This is a genomic window from Aeromonas salmonicida (genome assembly GCF_028355655.1).
GTDB lineage: Bacteria > Pseudomonadota > Gammaproteobacteria > Enterobacterales > Aeromonadaceae > Aeromonas > Aeromonas salmonicida.
In genome coordinates this window covers 155798-172231 of record NZ_CP110645.1, presented here as the reverse complement: position 1 = coordinate 172231, position 16434 = coordinate 155798, and the positions used below count along the sequence as shown (strand labels likewise).

Below are 16434 nucleotides of genomic sequence, written 5' to 3'. Positions count from 1 at the left end.
GCAATCTGGTTCACACCGGGCACCACTGACGGTGGCGCTCGATGACCAGGCTTATCCCGTCAGAACCACTGACCGTGGCGCTTGATGTAGATCGTCTTGATCGCCTGGGTCAGCCCCATGTAGGCCAGCATGGTGATCACCAGCCACATGAAGTACCTGGGCGCCTCCAGGGTGATGAAGCCGAAGTGCTCCGCCAGCGGCGAGAATGGCAGGTAGCAGCCGATGGCGATGGCGATGGAGGTCGACAACAGTACCGGCAGGGTGGCCGTGCTCTGCAGGAAGGGGATCTTGCGGGTCCGCAGCATGTGCACCACCAGGGTCTGGGAGACCAGCCCCTCGATGAACCAGCCCGAGTTCATGATGGCCTGACCATTGACCAGGGGATCCATGCTGCCGTTGGCGGTGGCATACATGGCGCCGGCACCGAACACGAACCACATCAGGCAGAAGGTGCTGATGTCGAACACCGAGGAGGTCGGGCCGAGCCACAGCATGAAGCGCTTGATGTTGCTGGCTTCCCACTTGCGCGGGCGCTTGAGGAACTCGGGATCCATCTTGTCCCAGGGCAGCAGCATCTGGGAGACGTCATACACCAGGTTCTGGATCAGCATCTGCATCGCCAGCATAGGCGCCCAGGGCAGCCAGGCGGAGGCGACCAGCACCGAGAAGACGTTGCCGAAGTTGGAACTGGCAGTCATGTTGAGGTACTTGAGGATGTTGCCGAAGGTCTCGCGTCCCTTGACCACCCCCTCTTCCAGCACCATCAGGCTCTTCTCAAGCAAGATGATGTCGGCCGTCTCCTTGGCGATGTCGGCGCCGCTGTCCACCGAGATCCCCACGTCAGCATCCCGCAGCGCCGGGGCGTCGTTGATGCCGTCACCGAGGAAACCGACCGTGTTGCCGTTGGCCTGCAACGCCTTTACCACCCGCGACTTCTGCAGCGGAGTGAGCTTGGCGAAGATGGTGGTGTGCTTGACGACTGCGCACAGGGCCACGTCGTCCATCACCTCTATGTCCTTGCCGAGCAGCGGCACCCCCGGGTTTAGCCCCACATCGCGACACACCTTGCTGGTGATGATGGGGTTGTCACCGGTCAGCACCTTGACCGCCACGCCGTAGTCATTCAGCGCACGGATGGCCGGGGCGGCTGAATCCTTGGGGGGATCGAAGAAAGTGAGGAAGCCGCGCACCACCAGTCCGGCCTCGTCACTGGTCCGGTAACTCTGCTTGCACTCGGCAGCCGGGATATCGCGGGTCGCCACTATCAATACCCGATAACCGTCGGCGTTGTACTCCTCGCTGCGGCGCAGCAGGGCACGGCGCTCAATCTCATCCAGCTCGCGGATCTGCTTGCCGTCGTCGATGTGGCTGGAGACGGAGAGCATCTCCTCGACCGCCCCCTTGGAGACCATCAGCTGCTGGCCCAGATCGTCCTGCACTATTACCGACAGGCGACGACGCACGAAGTCGAACGGCAGCTCATCCACCTTGCTGTAGTTGCCCGGCTTGCAGCTGTCACCCAGCACATCGGCGTGCTCGATCACGGCTATGTCCATCAGGTTCTTCATGCCGCTCTGGTGATGACTGTTGAGCCAGGCCAGCTGCAGGATCCTGTCGTCCCGGCTGCCGCGCACGTCGTAGTGGTGCTCCAGGATGATCTTGTCCTGGGTCAGGGTGCCTGTCTTGTCGGTGCAGAGCACGTCCATGGCGCCAAAGTTCTGCACCGAGTTGAGCCGCTTGACCACCACTTTGCGTTTGGCCATGGCCACGGCGCCCCGCGCCAGGTTGGCGGAGACTATCATGGGCAGCATCTCCGGGGTCAGCCCCACCGCCACTGCCAGCGCGAAGGTCAACGCCGACATCCAGTCACCGCTGCTGACGCCGCTGAGCATAAAGACCACGGGCACCATCACCAGCATGAAGCGGATCAGCAGCCTGGTGACGCTGTTCACGCCCCGATCGAAGCTGGTTTCGATGCGCTTGTGGCTCACCACGTTGCGGGCCAGCGAACCGAAGTAGGTGTCGCTGCCGGTCGCCACCACCACCGCCTTGGCGGTGCCGCTCACCACGTTGGTGCCCATAAAGCAGATGTTGGGCAGGTCGAGCAGACCCACCTCCCCCGTGCTGCTGCCGTCCGCCGACTTTTCGGCCACGGCTCCCAGGGTGTCGTACTTCTCCACCGGCAGGGCCTCGCCGGTCAGCACCGCCTGGCTGATGAAGAGATCGCGGGATTCGATCAGCTTGATGTCGGCCGGGATCATGTCCCCCGCCTGCAGGTGCACTATGTCACCGGCCACCAGCTCGACCATCGCCACCTCCTTGCGCAGGGAGGGGGCTCCCGGCGAAGGGCGGCGCAGCACGGTGGCGGTGTTGCGCACCAGCGACTTGAGGGTTTCGGCCGCCTTGGCCGAGCGGTACTCCTGCCAGAAGCGGAGCAGGCCGCTCAGGCTGACCATGACGCCGAGGATGATCACCTTGACCCAATCCTCGTCACCCGGCTCGGCCATCAGCACGTCCATCACGTAGCTGACCAGCCCGAGCACGATCAGCACCATCACGAAGGGGTTCTTGAACGCCTGCATCAGCTGGATCAGCGGATGGGGCGGTTTGTCGTGGGTCACCTCGTTGGGGCCGAACTGGACCAGACGGTTGGCCGCCTCGGTCGAGGTCAGGCCGTCGATATTGCCGCGCACGGCAGTGAGGGTGTATTCGAGGGACTTGTCGGCCTCGTCGAGCACCCGTGAGGAGAGCTTCTCATTGGCACGGCCCGGGGAGACGAATCCCTTTTGCTTGTGCCGGCTGGCGGTATGTTCTTGCTTCATAACTCTTTATCCTGATTTTCGCTTGCAGCAAGGCCCTGTCGCGGGCCAGGCCAGGCGTCAGTTCTAATGTGAGACAGGCAATGGGCCCCCGGTTGGCGCAGGCGCAGCATGGCTGCCGCCAGACGGTATGTCTGTCGGGCAAGCTTGCCAGCAGGTAGGGGGCTATCAGGGATCAGGACTCCGCATCCTGTTACCCGCAGGGGGATCAGGCGTGGGGAGGCGTGGACCCCGAGGGTCGAGGCTTGGGCTCTTCGGTCATACGATATCCTCCGAGTGGGGTGGAGAGAGGGCCGGGTGCGGCCACTGACAGCCAGATACACTGTCGTTGGCGAGCATGACACGCGGGTCTGTATTATCGGCGGACGAGTCCGGTGATCCCGCCACCAGAGCGGCATACACCCATAAAGGAAATAAGGATAACGACAGCTTGAAATAACTGGATGCCGGGCAGGGAATAATGTCAGCGATGCCGGGCGGGTGAAGATAACGGAGAAAACCGCGCCCCATGGAAATATTACGGTGCAACCTTTGCCACTACCGGAATATATTGAGCAATCACGTCAATTATTTTATTTCGCAACCTGTCCTATCGAAAACGAATCTGTTTTCAATATGGTATTGTCCATCTTGTTATTTTACGCTCGATCACTTCCCGGCCACGGAACGGATGCACGGTTCCGACGCTGTGGCGGCCCTGACGGGCAGCACCCGGGGCGCATGATGAAGCGTTCAATTGCAGGGTCGCGAGGCGGCATGGCTCGCAGGTGAGCGGAACAATCCAGATTTACAACGACAATCCCTGATGAAGGCCGGGATTAAGCGGTTGTGAGAGTCGAAGGTGACTCATATAGATGCTGCACTCTATGCTGCACTCTGAGCAATCAGAGTGAGGGGGAAGAAAGGATATCAACCTCAGCTCTGGCAAGCCCACATCGCGATTTGCAATCGGCTACAACTGTCGCTTTCCATAATATCCTTCCATCTGTTGATAACACGCCGAGATTCTACCCAAAAGCATTCGAGGGCGCAAAATTTAAATTCATCTTTTTCCATTTAATTAGTTTCACACTCGTCACACCATTATTTCCCGCCCCTGAAATAGATTCATACTCATTTCGCCATGGGCCCTTGCCAGGAATTGATCTGGATGGGGTTTTGCTTTCATTTTCCGCCACAGGCACGGATCCGCGCTGGAATCGGACTCAATGTGGGAATAGGATGCACGGCTTCTACTCACACATGACGCACAGGAAACAGCAAGATGAATCGAAAATGGTCGCTCCCCATCGTGGCAATCGCGGGGGGAGCGTTACTCTGGCTCGGCAACACCTTTGGTATGAAATGGGCCCTGATGGCCCTGATCGGATTCGGCTTCGGCTTCACCCTCTCCTTCAGCCGCTTCGGCATCGTCTTCGGTTGGCGCGAAATGCTGACCAAGCGCAACAGCTACTATGTGCGGGTTCACCTGCTCACCATCGCCATCGAAATTCTGCTGTTCACCTGCTTCCTCTCCTTTAGCCACGCCCTGTTTGGCGACGCCATGGTGGGCAACGTGATGGCCATCGGCATTCCCTTCATCGTCGGCGCCTTCCTGTTCGGCATCGGCATGCAGCTGGCGGGCGTCTGCGCCACCGGCACCCTCTACTGCTGCGGCGAGGGGCAACCCCGCTTCTGGCTGGTGCTGATTTGCTACGGCATAGGCACCCTGATCAGCAACCAGTTCCGCCCCGAGCTGGAGGCTACCTTCTCCAGTCATGTGGTGCTGGCCAAGGATCTGACCGGCAATCTCTGGAGCGGCATGCTGCTCAACCTGGCGCTGGTCGCCGTGCTCTTCCTGCTGTTTCGCAAGAGCGAACTCAAACGCACCGGCGAGCTCAAGCCCCTCTTCAGCGGTGGCAACCTGTTCTGGCGCGACGGCCGCTTCACCGTGCTGACCGGCGGCATCCTCATCGCCCTGCTCAACTCCTCCGTGGTCGCCCTGCACGGCTCTGCCTGGACCATCACGGGCGCCGTCTATGACATGGCGCTGCGCGGCGCCTCCCTGTTCGGCCTGTTCGAGGGGAACCCGAAACTGGCCCAGCCGCTCTTTATCAACCCCATGGTCGGCATGTTCTGGCTGGGGATCCTGGGGGCCATGCTGGCGCGCTGCATCAGCGGTGGCGGCAACTTCGCCCCGATGCGGCTCGGCAACAGCCTGGCATCCATCCTGGGCGGCCTGCTGATGGGGATGGGCGCCATGTACAGCGCCTGCAATCTGGGTGGCTTCTTCGATGGCACGGCGTCGGGCAGCCTGCACGGCTGGGTCTGGATGCTGATGGCCCTGGCCGGCAGCCTGATCGGCATTCGCCTGCGGCCGCTGTTCAAGCTCTGATCTACTTTCCATCCATATCAACAACAACGGGGGCCAAGCCCCCGTTGTTGTTTTGGCAAACGCCCCGTTCAAGGCAACCCTGGCATGGGGCGTCAGGCCGGCGCCATGCTCTCGATACGGTGGCAATGCAATCGCACCGAGGGATCACCAAAGTCCAGGTGATAGACAGAGTGACCAGCGTGCAAGGTTACCTCGGTTGCCCGGGTGGCGTGAAAGTACGGCGAGCGTTCGGCGAGCAGGGCCAGCCCCTGCTCGAAAAATTGCAGCATGGAGAGCCCCATGCCGTGATCCATGTTGCGAATGAAGTTGCCATCAATGCTGGACTCATCGAACAGGACCAACTCGGCGTTGAAGCCCCGCGCCAGCATGGCTCGCGCCATGGCCAGTTTTGCCTCGGTGGGGGCGATGGGATCATGGATGGCGTGCACCATAAGACAGAAGGTGGCCACCCCTCCTTGCGCCGCCATCTGATCGAGCTGGGAGGCACTGAAGGAGCGGATGATGAAGGCATCCACGTCAAACTCATGAGGGTGCCCGGCCACCATCCGCCAGGGAGAACACACGCACAACGCCAGCTCCACACCTCCTTGCAAAGTACACTGGTACTCCACCGCCCCTATATCCCGCCCTACCACATACGCCAGATTGGGCTCGGCCCAGGAGGAGTTGTCGAACAGGGCACGGGCATAGCCGGGGCGAAACTTGTTGACCATTTGCGCCAGATAGCCGCCATAGGAGGATCCCACCAATATCAGGTTGTCGCGATTGCCATTGTAACGGCACATGGCATCTTCAATGGCGTTGAGGATATCGAGCGCCGCCATCACACCGAAGTTCTGGTAGGCACCGTCGGGGGGCGTGAGCAAACCATGAAAACGCAGCGACTCGCGCGGCCGGAAACAGTCCAGCGCCCGCAGCAGGTCACTGTCTACCGTCTCTGGTGACAATCCCAGCAAGGTGAGGGCTCGTGCCCGCTCGTCCGGCAGCAACGAGATACTTGCTCCTACTGACGGTCGCGACCGCATGCAAAAATAGTCGACGCAGATGGCAGCCATGCCGTGGTGTCCGGCCACCTTCTCGCAAAATACCTCGCTATAAGCACCCAAATCACCGCCAAATCCCGGTATATAGACCACGATCCCCGCGCTGGCCATATCGGAGCCATGGATCCGGTAGCGCACCTTGCGCTCGCCGCAGAGCCCCAGCTCGGCATCGGGGTGACCAGCCACGCTGTGTTCGTAATAGGACACTATGTCTACCTCATAGACGGCGATGCAACCCGCATCGCCTCGACCATTCCAGACTGGGTCTTGGCTATCGCCATGCAATTCCCCCAAAAGAACCGAGCATGCTGCATTACAAGCGTCAATGGAATCTGATTTTCACTGTTCCTACGTCTGGGAGGATAGAAGGGAACCCAGGCTAGCCCAGCCGTTCGTTATCAACTCCATGTCGGCATATTCTGGCTGGGGAGCCTGGGGGCGAGGCTGGTATTGGCATCCGCCTGCGGCCGCTGTTCAAGCTCTAATGAAATAACGGGATGGCGCACAAGTGCGCCATCCCGTTGAAATACCTTTCCTTATGTCTCGGCCTGATGACCGCGGAGCGGGCGTCATATCACCAGCTCTCTCCTTTACTTCAGTCCAGCGCCCTCATCAGCAGCAGGATTGCGAAGCCGGTGAACATCACGGCCGACAACCGGTTGATACCTCTGGCGAAACGCTCGCCATACCCCTGCAAGCCCACCCAGCGAAACACCAGACAGTAGCCGCCGTGTACCACCAGCACAACGGCGCTGAAGGTCAGCGCCAGCAGCATGCACTGGCCCAGCGCCCCCTGACGAAAATCGATGAACTGGGGAAACAGGCTGGTGAAGAAAATGATCGCCTTGGGATTGAGCAGGCTGATTAGCGCACCCTTGGCGAAACTGCGGCCGCAATCCCGATCGGTCGAAGCCCCGACGACCGGGCCGACCGCGCGCTGACGCCAGGAGTTCACTCCCAGATAGAGCAGATAGAGGGCGCCCCCCAGGGTCAGGATCTGCTGTCCCTCGGCCAGCCAGCCGGTAAACCAGAGCACAGCCAGCGAGGCCAGGGTCGCCACCAGCAGGATCCCCACAGCCACTCCGACAAAACCGGCGATGGCGTGGCGGGTCCCCCGGGTCAGGGTGTTGCCTATGGTGTAGATCACCGCAGGCCCGGGGCTGAGCACAGTCCCCACGGCGAGCAGCAGGTAGAGGGCGTAATATTCGAGACTCATCACAGGGCATTCCATGGTCGGTGTGGTGCCGCCCAGTATATTGACAGTCGCTTCGCCAGCCAGACATAGTGGCGCTCGGCTTTATAAACCAGGAGTTTAGAGTGGATCGTCTGACCGCCATCGAGATCTTCGTCGAAGTCGCCCGCGCGGGCAGCTTCAGTGCCGTGGCGGAGCGATTCGAGATGACGCCGGCCATGATCGGCAAATACATCAAATGGCTGGAGGCCAGAGTGGGTTCCCGCCTGCTCAACCGCAACACCCGCTGCCAGAGCCTGACCGAGGCGGGCAGAGAGTACCTCGGCGGTTGCCAGAACCTGCTGCAGCACTATCGGGAGCTGGAGCAGAACACCCGGGCCCATACAGGCCAGGCGGCGGGCAAGATCCGCATCAATGCCCCCATCACCTTTGGCAGCTATCGGCTGACCCCCTTGCTGTGCCGCTTCATGGCGCAGTACCCGCAGATCCGCATCGAACTGGATCTCTGCGATCGACTGGTCGATGTGATCGGCGACGGTTTTGACCTCATCTTTCGGGTCGGCACTCCCAAGGATGCCGCCTACATCGCCCGCCCACTGACCAGCTCAACCTCTGTGTTCTGCGCCTCGCCGCGCTATTTGCAACGCCACGGCACCCCAATGGCGCTGGCGGACTTGGCCCGCCATCAATGCCTGGGTTTCACCCCCTGGCTGACACAATCGAGCCTGGCAGAGGAGTTTCCCCTCGAACACCTGCACCTCTGGGACAGCCAGTTCATCAGCAACCATGGCAGCGCCCTCAAGGTAGCCGCGATCAACCATGCGGGCATAGTGCTGCAACCCAGGGCCCTGCTGACTCAGGAGCTGGAAAGCGGCGTCCTGCTGGAAATACTGCCGGATGCTCTGCCTGCCCCTCGCCCTGTCAATATGCTCTATCCCGCCCGAGAACCCATGCCGCTGCGTTTGCGGTTGCTGATCGACTACCTCAGCGAGCAGCGCCATGAACTGGATCAGCCCGCTCAAGAGGGAGACCAGGCCGGCTACTCCCCGCGCTGCTTCACCTTGCGCAGATAGACATAACCCTCACCCGGGCTGCCCCAGCGCTGATGGGCCTCGTTGTCGTAGGCGCGATCCAGCAATCTGACGCTGTCGGGGCCGACCCAAAGATATTGCACCAGTGTGCTGGCACCGCCGAAGTTGGTGGCGCAGCTGCCGACCTTGCTGTGGCCTGCATACTCCCCCGAGGGTTGACGGCTCAGCCAGACCTCGCAGCCCTGGCGCAGAGAGAGCTGTTGCGGGGTAAGGGAGTCAAGCAGTCCGGGGTCGCGCCAGGCACCGGCAAAGTCGACGGCTCTGGGCATGGTCAGTTCGGCCATCAGGATGCGGCCGTCGGGCACGGGAGAAAAACGGTAGATACGCTGACGGAACGGGCGCACCGAGCGCTCGGTCAGGAACTGCTCGGCATAGACCCAGCGAAAGCCTTGATAACCGGGCCAAATCTCCACCAGCCGCAGCTCGGCGCTGGTGAAACGAGTGTCATAGCCGGCCTGCTCGCGACTGGAAAACTCACCGGTAAACCAGGAGAGCAACGGCTCCATGCCGGCCCGGGTCGTTGTCGCACTGGCCGCTGACGGGCCGGTCGGAATGGCGACAAAAGGTGTGGGTGCCGCCCATACCAGACTGGTGCAGAGCAGCCCGAACAGGGCCGCCATCAGCGTGACCATCGAATCCATCCGAATCATTTTCATGGCGGCGATTATATGAGCGAATGGCTGCAATAACCTCAACCTTGATCAAATCCTTACCAATCCACTGAAAAATCACAGTGTTAGCGAAAGAAGCTGACGGCGGATACGCAACAAGGATGAGAGCGGCAACTAGTGAACCACTGAAACAAGCCACCCCGGATCATCAATCTCGCGAGCAACCTCTACCGCGGGGAGCATGTTGCCCCCCCCCAGCTTGGGTGATTGCCGACAAAACGGCTTCATGCGAAGCTTTCTTTTATCCAAGAAGAACAAAGGCCACATCCAGGCAACGCCTCCTTACTGCCGGTCTGTTTAAGCCCGGTGAAGAGGAGGTTGTCAGGAAAACAGGTGCATCCAGTGATGGGGTAACAGGCCTGCCATCAGGGAATAACTGGTTTGCAGACATCTTGGGCTGTCGCACAAGCAGGTGGCCTCAAGGGCTTGTGGCGCGTCCCCATGACGGGGAACACGATGGATAATGGGAAGAAAAAATGAAGGATCAGGCAGCAACCGTGCTCTGCTTTGAGCATGCCACCATAGCCAGAGATTGCATGGACACACTCCAGGCGCTGGGATTTAACGTGATACCCATGACCTATTCGCCCGAGGTGTTTACCAAACTGCCGTTTCTCTCCTTCGATTATCTCTTCAGCATCAACTTCAACCCTTTCCTTTCTCAAGCAGCCGAAGCTTTGCGCAAGCCCTACATTGCATGGGTGGTCGACACCCCTTGCTATGGCCTGTATCAGGAGGCGATCTGCAACCCCCTCTCTTTCACGTTTGTCTACGACCTGGCCGTGGCAAGCAGACTCAAGGAGCGCAGTCAGGGCAACGTCTATTACCTGCCGGTAGCGGTGAACGAGCAGCGCTTGATCCCCGCAGAGCCCGGCTATGATCACGATGTTTCCTTCATCGCCAACTTGACCCCTTCGGAATACCAGACCCACATCAGACCACGGCTAGCCGCTGGGCAACTGCAAATACTGGAAGACTTGATTGCACAACTCGATGTGCATTCAGCCTGCTTTTCCCTGACCGAACAACTCACTAAGGCTCATCTGAAGATCGTGAAGGAGGTGTATCCGCTCAGCGGGCTCGCCTACCTGAGCGAACAGGAAAAACTGGTCTATCTGCTGGGGCGCGAGCACTCCTATCGAGAGAGGGTGGCCACTATCCGGGCACTGGAGGCTCGGTTTGAGCGAGTAGCCGTGTACGGAAACGAAGAGTGGGCGACACGCACCAACGCCTACTGCGGACACGCCGAACATTACGAGATGATGCCGCGCCTCTTTCAACGCAGCAGGATCAACCTCAATCTGATCCGCAGCTTCGTCGAGTCGGGTCTGCCCATGCGGGTGTTCGACATACTGGGAGCGGGTGGGTTCATGGTAACGAATGACAAGGAGGACCTGCATCACCTCTTTACCCCGGGCAAGGATCTGGTGATCTTTCGCGACGAGCAGGACCTTCTGGAGATCTGCCGCTATTACCTGAGCCACGAGGAAGAACGCGCCGCCATCGCCGCCCATGGGCAACTGACGGTATTGACTCACCACACCTATCGATCACGCCTGATCACTCTGTTCCAGACAGTACAAAGTGCCCTGCAGGCCACACCACACCTTGAAGCCCAGGCGTATTCAAACAACTGACAGCGGTACTGAAACCCGGCGCAGTGTGAGCAAATTTGACCATGTCATATCGGAACTTGAGGGGGGATGAATGTTTTGGCGTGTCAGAAAGCGGCAGCCGCAGCCTCTCTTCCACAGACCCGGATTGATGTAGTGCTGTGGTGTGTATCTATTCGACCTGTCGCTGAACCGCGCCGGCCTTGATGGGATATGTCAGTGAAGCGCGCAGTCACCGGGGTGTGCGGCCAGATGAGAGAATCATCATCCCAGCTTTCGCGGGAATGATGATTTTATGCCTGATTTTCGCAACCGGACCAGATTGGCCCAAAGGCCTAAAACGCAGTGCTTACTTGAATTTCGACTGGGCTTCGGCCAGACCAGTCTTCAGGTCGCTCCACATCTTGTCAGCGGTCAACTTGACCTGCTCCCAGGATTCACCGCTTGCCTTGCCGAGCTCATCCATCTTGTCGGAGGCTGCGCGCTGTTTGGCACGCAAAGCCTGGATCTCTTTCGCCCGTTTGACTTTCAGGTCGGCCGAGATGTTTTCCATTTTGGCTTCCAGCAGATTGATCTGACTGCTCCACTCATTGAGCTGAGCATTCAACTTTTCCTTGTATGCCTTTTGCACTTCCATGGTGTTCTCCTTGGGTGCTGATGAGCGATGGCGTTATTGGACAGCCGAGACAACGAGCTGGTTAACGACACCCTTGACGCCGCTGATGGCCATCGCACGGGCACTGGCCTTGTCGCTGTTGATTCGCGAATCGACAGTACCGGTCAGAGTGACCATACCCTGGACAGTGTTGACACTGATGTCCATTGACTTCAAACCAGGCTCGCTGAGGAACTCGGCTTTGACCTTGGCCGTCACTTCGGTGTCATTCCAGGACTGGGCACTTTTGGCAGTTTGCTCAGTCATCTTGTCTTCATACTTGTCGACGGTTGCATCGACTTTCTCGCCAGTCTCGCTGGCGGCGTCATCAATTTTCTTGCCGGCCTGTTCGGCCGACCCTGGCTGGTCGCATCCGCTCACCCCGAGTGTGAGGAGCAGCGAGAAGGCGATGAGGATAGCTTTGCTTTGTATCATGTGGTGGTTTCTCCGGTGCTAGGTTGCCTAGATCTTGCCGAGCAAGACCAGGATGAGCAGTATGGTCAGCACCAGTCCAATGGCGCCGCTTGGGCCGTAACCCCAGCCTCGGCTGTGCGGCCAGCTTGGAATGACGCCGATCAACAACAAGACAAGAACGATCAGCAGAATGGTTCCCATGGTCATTTCTTTCTCCTAAATGTTGCATATTGGATGACATAAACGACCCATGCCGTGGTGATGGTGCTCCGGATACGGGGTCTGGTCTGTTCTCCAACGCACAGACAACCCCTTCGATATGGCGGAGCGAGAGCGGTTCGCTGATGAAATCGACCACCTGGATGCTGCAAAGCCAGCCCGACATCTGACGTTCGTCGACCATGATCCTGCTGGCTCAGCTGACAATCCGTCTTCTTGGTCAGTGCATTGGCACCCCTGCAGCCCGCGTCGCGGCTGCATCAGCAAGGTTATTGACCTGGTGCAACACCAAGCGGCCGGAGGCGACGGGCTCATTCTGCAAGGGGGTCTGCAAATGCATTTCCTTGATGGACCATTCCGCTTCTGTCACCCACAACATCTTCTGCATCCGCCCACACTCACAGCGTCAAACCATGACACTGCACCGGACAGGGATCCGGGCTGGGTGATGGATGCCCGCGAAAACCCGGACAGCACCCACAAGGATGAGACCATCACCGCCGAGGAGATGGAGAAGATGATCGACCAGTGGGCTGCCAGCCGCACCGCTGCCTTTGACATGGCCGCACAGCCCTTGCTGGACGGGCGCGCGACACGTAGCCGAGTCCGCCGTCTCGCCATCAGTAGTGAAACCGGCTGCCGATTTCTGCTTTTCTCCCCCGCATTCTGGCAGTTAGGATGACCCCTCCCGTGACTGCATCCTCATAGAAAAGGAACCACTATGAATCGCCACCCCTGCATCAAACACTGGCGCGAGCTGCAAGAGCAGACGCCGCGCTACTACTCCGGCAGTCAGGAGCCGCTTTCGCGCGGCTGCGCCCTCGGCAAACACTTTGGCTTTAGCCGGATTGGCATTCACCACGAGATTGTCGAACCCGGCCATCGCACCAGCTGGCCCCATGCCGAAAAGACCGAGGACGAGTTTGTTCACGTGCTGGAAGGGACGCCGGATGTCTGGCTCGATGGCGTCCTCTATCGCCTGCAACCGGGCGACTCGGTGGGCTTCAAGGCCGGTGACGGGCTGTCCCACGCCTTTATCAACAACACCGAAGAGACTGTTCGGCTGCTCTGCATCGGTGACACGGATCGGGAGGACAACCGTATCCACTATGCCGTTCACCCCGAGCGCAATATCACCCTCGGCAAGTTGCACTGGGACGATGTCCCCGAGCGCGAGCTGGGTGATCATGACGGCCTGCCGGACAAGCTGCGCGACAGTAACGGTCCTTTCTGATCCGGCGCTCATACCAGAATGACCCAGCGCTGGCGACTATCCTTGATGCGGATCTCAATCAGGAGGAGTTGATCATGACGACGGGAACAGTACGACTGCACAGGGTGCTCAAGGCGCCGCCGATGCGGGTCTATCGGGCCTTTATCGAAGCGGATGCGCTGGCCAAGTGGCTGCCGCCCCACGGCTTTACCTGCCAGGTGGCGCAGCTGGAGGCTCGGGTTGGCGGCTCGTTTCGGATGTCATTCTGCAATTTTGCCAGCGGGCATGCCCACGCCTTTGGCGGCGAGTACCTCGAGCTCGAACCCGGCAAGCGCATCCGCTACACCGACAGCTTCGACGACCCCAACCTGCCAGGGGTGATGCAGGTGACCATCAGCCTGACCGGGATGCTTTGCGGCACCGAGCTTGCCATCGAACAGGCCGGGATCCCCGAGGTCATACCGGTGGAGATGTGCTATCTCGGCTGGCAGGAGTCCCTGACCCAGCTGGCCGCCCTGGTCGAACCCGAGATCCCGGGGGAGTAGCCGGGCACAGGCCAGAGCGGGTTGCGCGCGTCAGCCCGCCCAAAAAAGAGAGCCTGCCACATGGCAGGCTCTCTTCATTCCGGCAACCCTGAGACTTATTGCAGGTTCAACCCGCCCAGATAGTCCCGCTTGCCGAGATCGACCCCGGCCCGGCGCAGCAGAGCATAGGTCATGGTGAGGTGGAAATAGAAGTTGGGGATGGCGTACTCGTGGACGCAGGTATGGCCATCCATCCCCTTGCCGCCCGCCCAGTGGGGGACGTAGCGACCGCTCTCGAACTGGCTGAAATCAGCATCCAGCTTGCTCTGCAAAAAGGCGATGGTCTTGGCGATATGGGCGCGCAGATCCGCCATCGTCTTCGGCTCATCCCCCATCACGGGCTGCTCGCCATGGCTGGCGGTGGCGACACAGGTGCGGGCCGAATCGCAGCAGATCAGCACCTGTTTGCTGAGGGGCAGCATGTCGACGATCAGCCGATCGCCGAAGAAGTTCTCCACATTGAACTGCTTCGCCTCGGCATGGGCGGCGGCCTTGGCCAGGCACAGATCGAGGTTGGTCAGCATCTTGATAAACTGGGCAGCAATATCACGGTTCATGGTGCGTTCTCGGTTGGTTGAAGGCAGTTAAACGAGCGGCACCACTATAGCGCATCCCCCTGCAGTATCACCCCCACTCCACAACCGCCGCGACAAGGTATGCCCATCGACAGGAAGATGCATATTGGGACACCCATCTTTTACCTATCACCAACCTGGCTAAGGCTTACTCAGAAAGATGGGTGTCCCAGATTTACTTGAGGCTGCCGGCACCCTGAGTCCTTCTTTGGCTCTTTTTTGATCTGTAACATGCATCACGATTTTTCAGGGGCGTAGGCTGATCCCGCAGCCCGGGCATCCAACCGGGTACAACACAAGAAAAGGAGAGTGCCATGAAAATCTATGACCGAAACCGCAATGCGCTGAAGCTGGGTCAGCGTGTGATGATTGCCGCCACCGGCGCCGTCGATTTTCTGAAAGAGGCTCAGACCGACAACATGACCCCCTATCAGGCGGAGCATGAGAAGTGCGTGCTGCTGGCAAACACTCAAGAGCGTTACGCGCCCATCGAGTTGATTAGACTAGGCTGATCCCTTTCCCTGTCACCCTACTCTTTACAATTCACCCGGCCACCGCGCCCCATCTGGCGGCCGGGTTTCTGATCTCCCCTCTCTGTTTTATCCACCCTTCTATTGCACTGCTTCAAGCCGGTTTGAGTCGTCGAGTAGGTTCGATTAGCGAAGCGTAATCGGACGATCGCGTAATGGAACATCCACGTCATCACAGCCAGCAAGCAGATCGAACTGGGGCGAAGCTATGCTTGGCTTTTCGGCAGAAGCGAGGGGAAGGACATGGCCAACTGGCGGCGGGCATGGTGTCCCGGAGGAACCTGGTTCTTTACCGTCAACCTGCTGGAGCGGCGCAACAACAGGTTGCTAGTGGAGCAGATCGATCTGCTGCGTCATAGCGTTGCCAAGGTGCAGCAGGCTCACCCCTTCGCCATTCACGCATGGGTGGTGTTGCCCGACCATCTCCACTGCATTCTCTCTTTGCCGGAGGGGGACACCGATTTCCCCCTGCGTTGGCGGCTGATCAAAAGCCGCTTTTCCCGCGCCTTGCCGGTGAACGAGCGGCGCAGCCATACCCGCTTGCGCCACGGTGAGCGGGGCATCTGGCAACGCCATTATTGGGAACACCTGATCCGGGATGAGCAGGATTACCGCCGCCATATGGATTACGTCCATATCAACCCGCTCAAGCATGGTCATGTCACCCGGGTGGCCGACTGGCCCTATTCCACTTTCCATCGTTATGTGGCGAGCGGCGTCTATCCGCAGGATTGGTGCGGGTCAGCGAATGGGCTGTTGGAGGGATTGGAGTAACCCCTTGAAAGGATTTGCCCGTCGCAAGCGCCGATTACGCGATCGTCCGATTACGCTTCGCTAATCGAACCTACGACACCTATTGGTGTCGTGGCAAATAGCCGTTTGCCGAGATGGCGGATCAGCAGAAGAGACGGTAGCAGCGTGAGCAGAAACCAGTGGGCATGGGGCAGGATAAAGGCCCAGATGATTTCGTGAGACTGCCAGGTCGAGGCGGTCGCCGTCATAAAGGCGAGGTCATAGGTTTGCCACAACCATAACCCGGCAAAGAGCGGCAGCAACAGCAGGCGGGGCGTCAGCAAGAACAGCGGCAAGAAGGCGCAGGCGAGTACAGCGCTGAATTCCAGCATGGTCGGGGCCAGCACGGCAAAGGTATGCCCTGAAGAAAAGCCACTCCATTCGAGGGACGTATCCTCGGTCAGGGCTGGCCACCACGATACATATTGAAACAGGGTAAACGAGATCATAAACAACAGGCTGGTCAGCAGCGCCAGCGCCGTCTTTCGCAAAAACCAGCGCCCCAGCCGGTGCAGTGTCGGCATCCATTTAGACATCAATGACTCCCATCTGGTGACGGGGCAGTATGCCGCGGTTCGCAGCACCGTCAAAGTGCCGCACCATATCGGTTAATTGTCGGAATATTGAATCTCGTCACACCGGCTGCGGT

17 protein-coding genes and 1 pseudogene are annotated in these 16434 nt (G+C 59.4%); 8 read left to right on the top strand and 10 right to left on the bottom strand.

The features are described from left to right. Positions 1-59: 59 nt before the first annotated feature. Positions 60-2822 carry a magnesium-translocating P-type ATPase gene (gene mgtA / locus ONZ54_RS00820; protein WP_271787278.1) on the bottom strand — a complete coding sequence of 921 codons (2763 nt, stop codon included), beginning with the start codon at positions 2820-2822 and terminating at the stop codon, positions 60-62. Between the two features lie 1336 nt (positions 2823-4158). Between mgtA and ONZ54_RS00815 the strand changes: the two genes are divergently transcribed. After that, a complete protein-coding gene (locus ONZ54_RS00815; protein WP_034523575.1) occupies positions 4159-5193 on the top strand; it encodes a YeeE/YedE thiosulfate transporter family protein in 1035 nt (344 codons plus the stop codon). A 92-nt stretch (positions 5194-5285) separates the two neighbouring features. Here the strand turns inward: ONZ54_RS00815 and ONZ54_RS00810 are convergent, their stop codons facing one another. After that, positions 5286-6443 (bottom strand): DUF2920 family protein, encoded by a 1158-nt coding sequence (locus ONZ54_RS00810; RefSeq protein ID WP_271787277.1) that lies wholly within the window; start codon positions 6441-6443, stop codon positions 5286-5288. A gap of 388 nt (positions 6444-6831) precedes the next feature. After that, on the bottom strand, positions 6832-7452 hold the full coding sequence (locus ONZ54_RS00805; protein WP_271787276.1) for a LysE family translocator: 621 nt from the start codon (positions 7450-7452) through the stop codon (positions 6832-6834). 101 nt (positions 7453-7553) lie between these two features. Here ONZ54_RS00805 and ONZ54_RS00800 point away from each other — a divergent pair, with 101 nt between their 5' ends. Further along, the gene (locus ONZ54_RS00800; protein ID WP_271787275.1) at positions 7554-8501 is read left to right on the top strand and encodes a LysR family transcriptional regulator; all 948 of its coding nucleotides are present in this window, start codon (positions 7554-7556) and stop codon (positions 8499-8501) included. On the opposite strand, the gene ONZ54_RS00795 is transcribed toward ONZ54_RS00800, so the two are convergent. After that, on the bottom strand, positions 8468-9151 hold the full coding sequence (locus ONZ54_RS00795) for a chromophore lyase CpcT/CpeT (protein WP_192895816.1): 684 nt from the start codon (positions 9149-9151) through the stop codon (positions 8468-8470). The two genes, ONZ54_RS00800 and ONZ54_RS00795, sit on opposite strands and share 34 nt — an antisense overlap. A gap of 515 nt (positions 9152-9666) precedes the next feature. On the opposite strand from ONZ54_RS00795, the gene ONZ54_RS00790 reads away from it, so the two are divergent. Beyond that, positions 9667-10827, top strand: a complete 1161-nt coding sequence (locus ONZ54_RS00790; RefSeq protein ID WP_271787274.1) for a CgeB family protein — start codon at positions 9667-9669, stop codon at positions 10825-10827. Positions 10828-11152: 325 nt separating this feature from the next. On the opposite strand, the gene ONZ54_RS00785 is transcribed toward ONZ54_RS00790, so the two are convergent. The 4 genes from ONZ54_RS00785 to ONZ54_RS00770 all read right to left on the bottom strand — a co-directional run bounded on the left by ONZ54_RS00785 (position 11153) and on the right by ONZ54_RS00770 (position 12479). Continuing rightward, positions 11153-11440: a sll1863 family stress response protein gene (locus ONZ54_RS00785; protein WP_271787273.1), complete on the bottom strand. Its 288-nt coding sequence runs from the start codon at positions 11438-11440 to the stop codon at positions 11153-11155. Positions 11441-11473: 33 nt separating this feature from the next. Continuing rightward, complete coding sequence (locus tag ONZ54_RS00780; RefSeq protein ID WP_271787272.1) at positions 11474-11893, bottom strand: BON domain-containing protein; 420 nt, start codon at positions 11891-11893, stop codon at positions 11474-11476. Between the two features lie 27 nt (positions 11894-11920). Then, a complete protein-coding gene (locus ONZ54_RS00775; RefSeq protein WP_005320005.1) occupies positions 11921-12079 on the bottom strand; it encodes a DUF3309 family protein in 159 nt (52 codons plus the stop codon). Positions 12080-12311: 232 nt separating this feature from the next. Further along, positions 12312-12479: a hypothetical protein gene (locus tag ONZ54_RS00770; RefSeq protein ID WP_271787271.1), complete on the bottom strand. Its 168-nt coding sequence runs from the start codon at positions 12477-12479 to the stop codon at positions 12312-12314. Positions 12480-12536: 57 nt separating this feature from the next. On the opposite strand from ONZ54_RS00770, the pseudogene ONZ54_RS00765 reads away from it, so the two are divergent. The 3 genes and pseudogenes from ONZ54_RS00765 to ONZ54_RS00755 all read left to right on the top strand — a co-directional run. Next, positions 12537-12635: pseudogene (locus ONZ54_RS00765) on the top strand (DUF3313 domain-containing protein); the annotation flags it as partial. 177 nt (positions 12636-12812) lie between these two features. After that, positions 12813-13325: a cupin domain-containing protein gene (locus ONZ54_RS00760; RefSeq protein ID WP_021138684.1), complete on the top strand. Its 513-nt coding sequence runs from the start codon at positions 12813-12815 to the stop codon at positions 13323-13325. Positions 13326-13399: 74 nt separating this feature from the next. Beyond that, positions 13400-13849, top strand: coding sequence for an SRPBCC family protein (locus ONZ54_RS00755; protein ID WP_271787270.1), 450 nt, complete (start codon positions 13400-13402; stop codon positions 13847-13849). Positions 13850-13944: 95 nt separating this feature from the next. Here ONZ54_RS00755 and ONZ54_RS00750 read toward each other — a convergent pair whose 3' ends face one another. After that, entirely contained in the window at positions 13945-14445 is a 501-nt protein-coding gene (locus ONZ54_RS00750; RefSeq protein ID WP_005320018.1) for a DUF1993 domain-containing protein, read from the bottom strand. Between the two features lie 332 nt (positions 14446-14777). On the opposite strand from ONZ54_RS00750, the gene ydfZ reads away from it, so the two are divergent. Further along, complete coding sequence (gene ydfZ, locus ONZ54_RS00745; protein WP_271787269.1) at positions 14778-14975, top strand: putative selenium delivery protein YdfZ; 198 nt, start codon at positions 14778-14780, stop codon at positions 14973-14975. A gap of 261 nt (positions 14976-15236) precedes the next feature. Beyond that, a complete protein-coding gene (locus tag ONZ54_RS00740) occupies positions 15237-15767 on the top strand; it encodes an REP-associated tyrosine transposase (protein ID WP_271787268.1) in 531 nt (176 codons plus the stop codon). Between the two features lie 50 nt (positions 15768-15817). Here the strand turns inward: ONZ54_RS00740 and ONZ54_RS00735 are convergent, their stop codons facing one another. Further along, complete coding sequence (locus tag ONZ54_RS00735) at positions 15818-16321, bottom strand: hypothetical protein (protein WP_271787267.1); 504 nt, start codon at positions 16319-16321, stop codon at positions 15818-15820. Between the last annotated feature and the right edge of the window lie 113 nt (positions 16322-16434).

Bases quoted from the DNA above. Each gene is read 5' to 3' on its own strand.
- mgtA (WP_271787278.1), bottom strand. From the start codon at position 2,822: ATGAAGCAAGAACATACCGCCAGCCGGCACAAGCAAAAGGGATTCGTC.
- ONZ54_RS00815 (WP_034523575.1), top strand. From the start codon at position 4,159: ATGAAATGGGCCCTGATGGCCCTGATCGGATTCGGCTTCGGCTTCACC.
- ONZ54_RS00805 (WP_271787276.1), bottom strand. From the start codon at position 7,452: ATGAGTCTCGAATATTACGCCCTCTACCTGCTGCTCGCCGTGGGGACT.
- ONZ54_RS00795 (WP_192895816.1), bottom strand. From the start codon at position 9,151: ATGGTCACGCTGATGGCGGCCCTGTTCGGGCTGCTCTGCACCAGTCTG.
- ONZ54_RS00790 (WP_271787274.1), top strand. From the start codon at position 9,667: ATGAAGGATCAGGCAGCAACCGTGCTCTGCTTTGAGCATGCCACCATA.
- ONZ54_RS00785 (WP_271787273.1), bottom strand. From the start codon at position 11,440: ATGGAAGTGCAAAAGGCATACAAGGAAAAGTTGAATGCTCAGCTCAAT.
- ONZ54_RS00780 (WP_271787272.1), bottom strand. From the start codon at position 11,893: ATGATACAAAGCAAAGCTATCCTCATCGCCTTCTCGCTGCTCCTCACA.
- ONZ54_RS00775 (WP_005320005.1), bottom strand. From the start codon at position 12,079: ATGACCATGGGAACCATTCTGCTGATCGTTCTTGTCTTGTTGTTGATC.
- ONZ54_RS00770 (WP_271787271.1), bottom strand. From the start codon at position 12,479: ATGCAGAAGATGTTGTGGGTGACAGAAGCGGAATGGTCCATCAAGGAA.
- ONZ54_RS00760 (WP_021138684.1), top strand. From the start codon at position 12,813: ATGAATCGCCACCCCTGCATCAAACACTGGCGCGAGCTGCAAGAGCAG.
- ONZ54_RS00755 (WP_271787270.1), top strand. From the start codon at position 13,400: ATGACGACGGGAACAGTACGACTGCACAGGGTGCTCAAGGCGCCGCCG.
- ONZ54_RS00750 (WP_005320018.1), bottom strand. From the start codon at position 14,445: ATGAACCGTGATATTGCTGCCCAGTTTATCAAGATGCTGACCAACCTC.
- ydfZ (WP_271787269.1), top strand. From the start codon at position 14,778: ATGAAAATCTATGACCGAAACCGCAATGCGCTGAAGCTGGGTCAGCGT.
- ONZ54_RS00740 (WP_271787268.1), top strand. From the start codon at position 15,237: ATGGCCAACTGGCGGCGGGCATGGTGTCCCGGAGGAACCTGGTTCTTT.
- ONZ54_RS00735 (WP_271787267.1), bottom strand. From the start codon at position 16,321: ATGTCTAAATGGATGCCGACACTGCACCGGCTGGGGCGCTGGTTTTTG.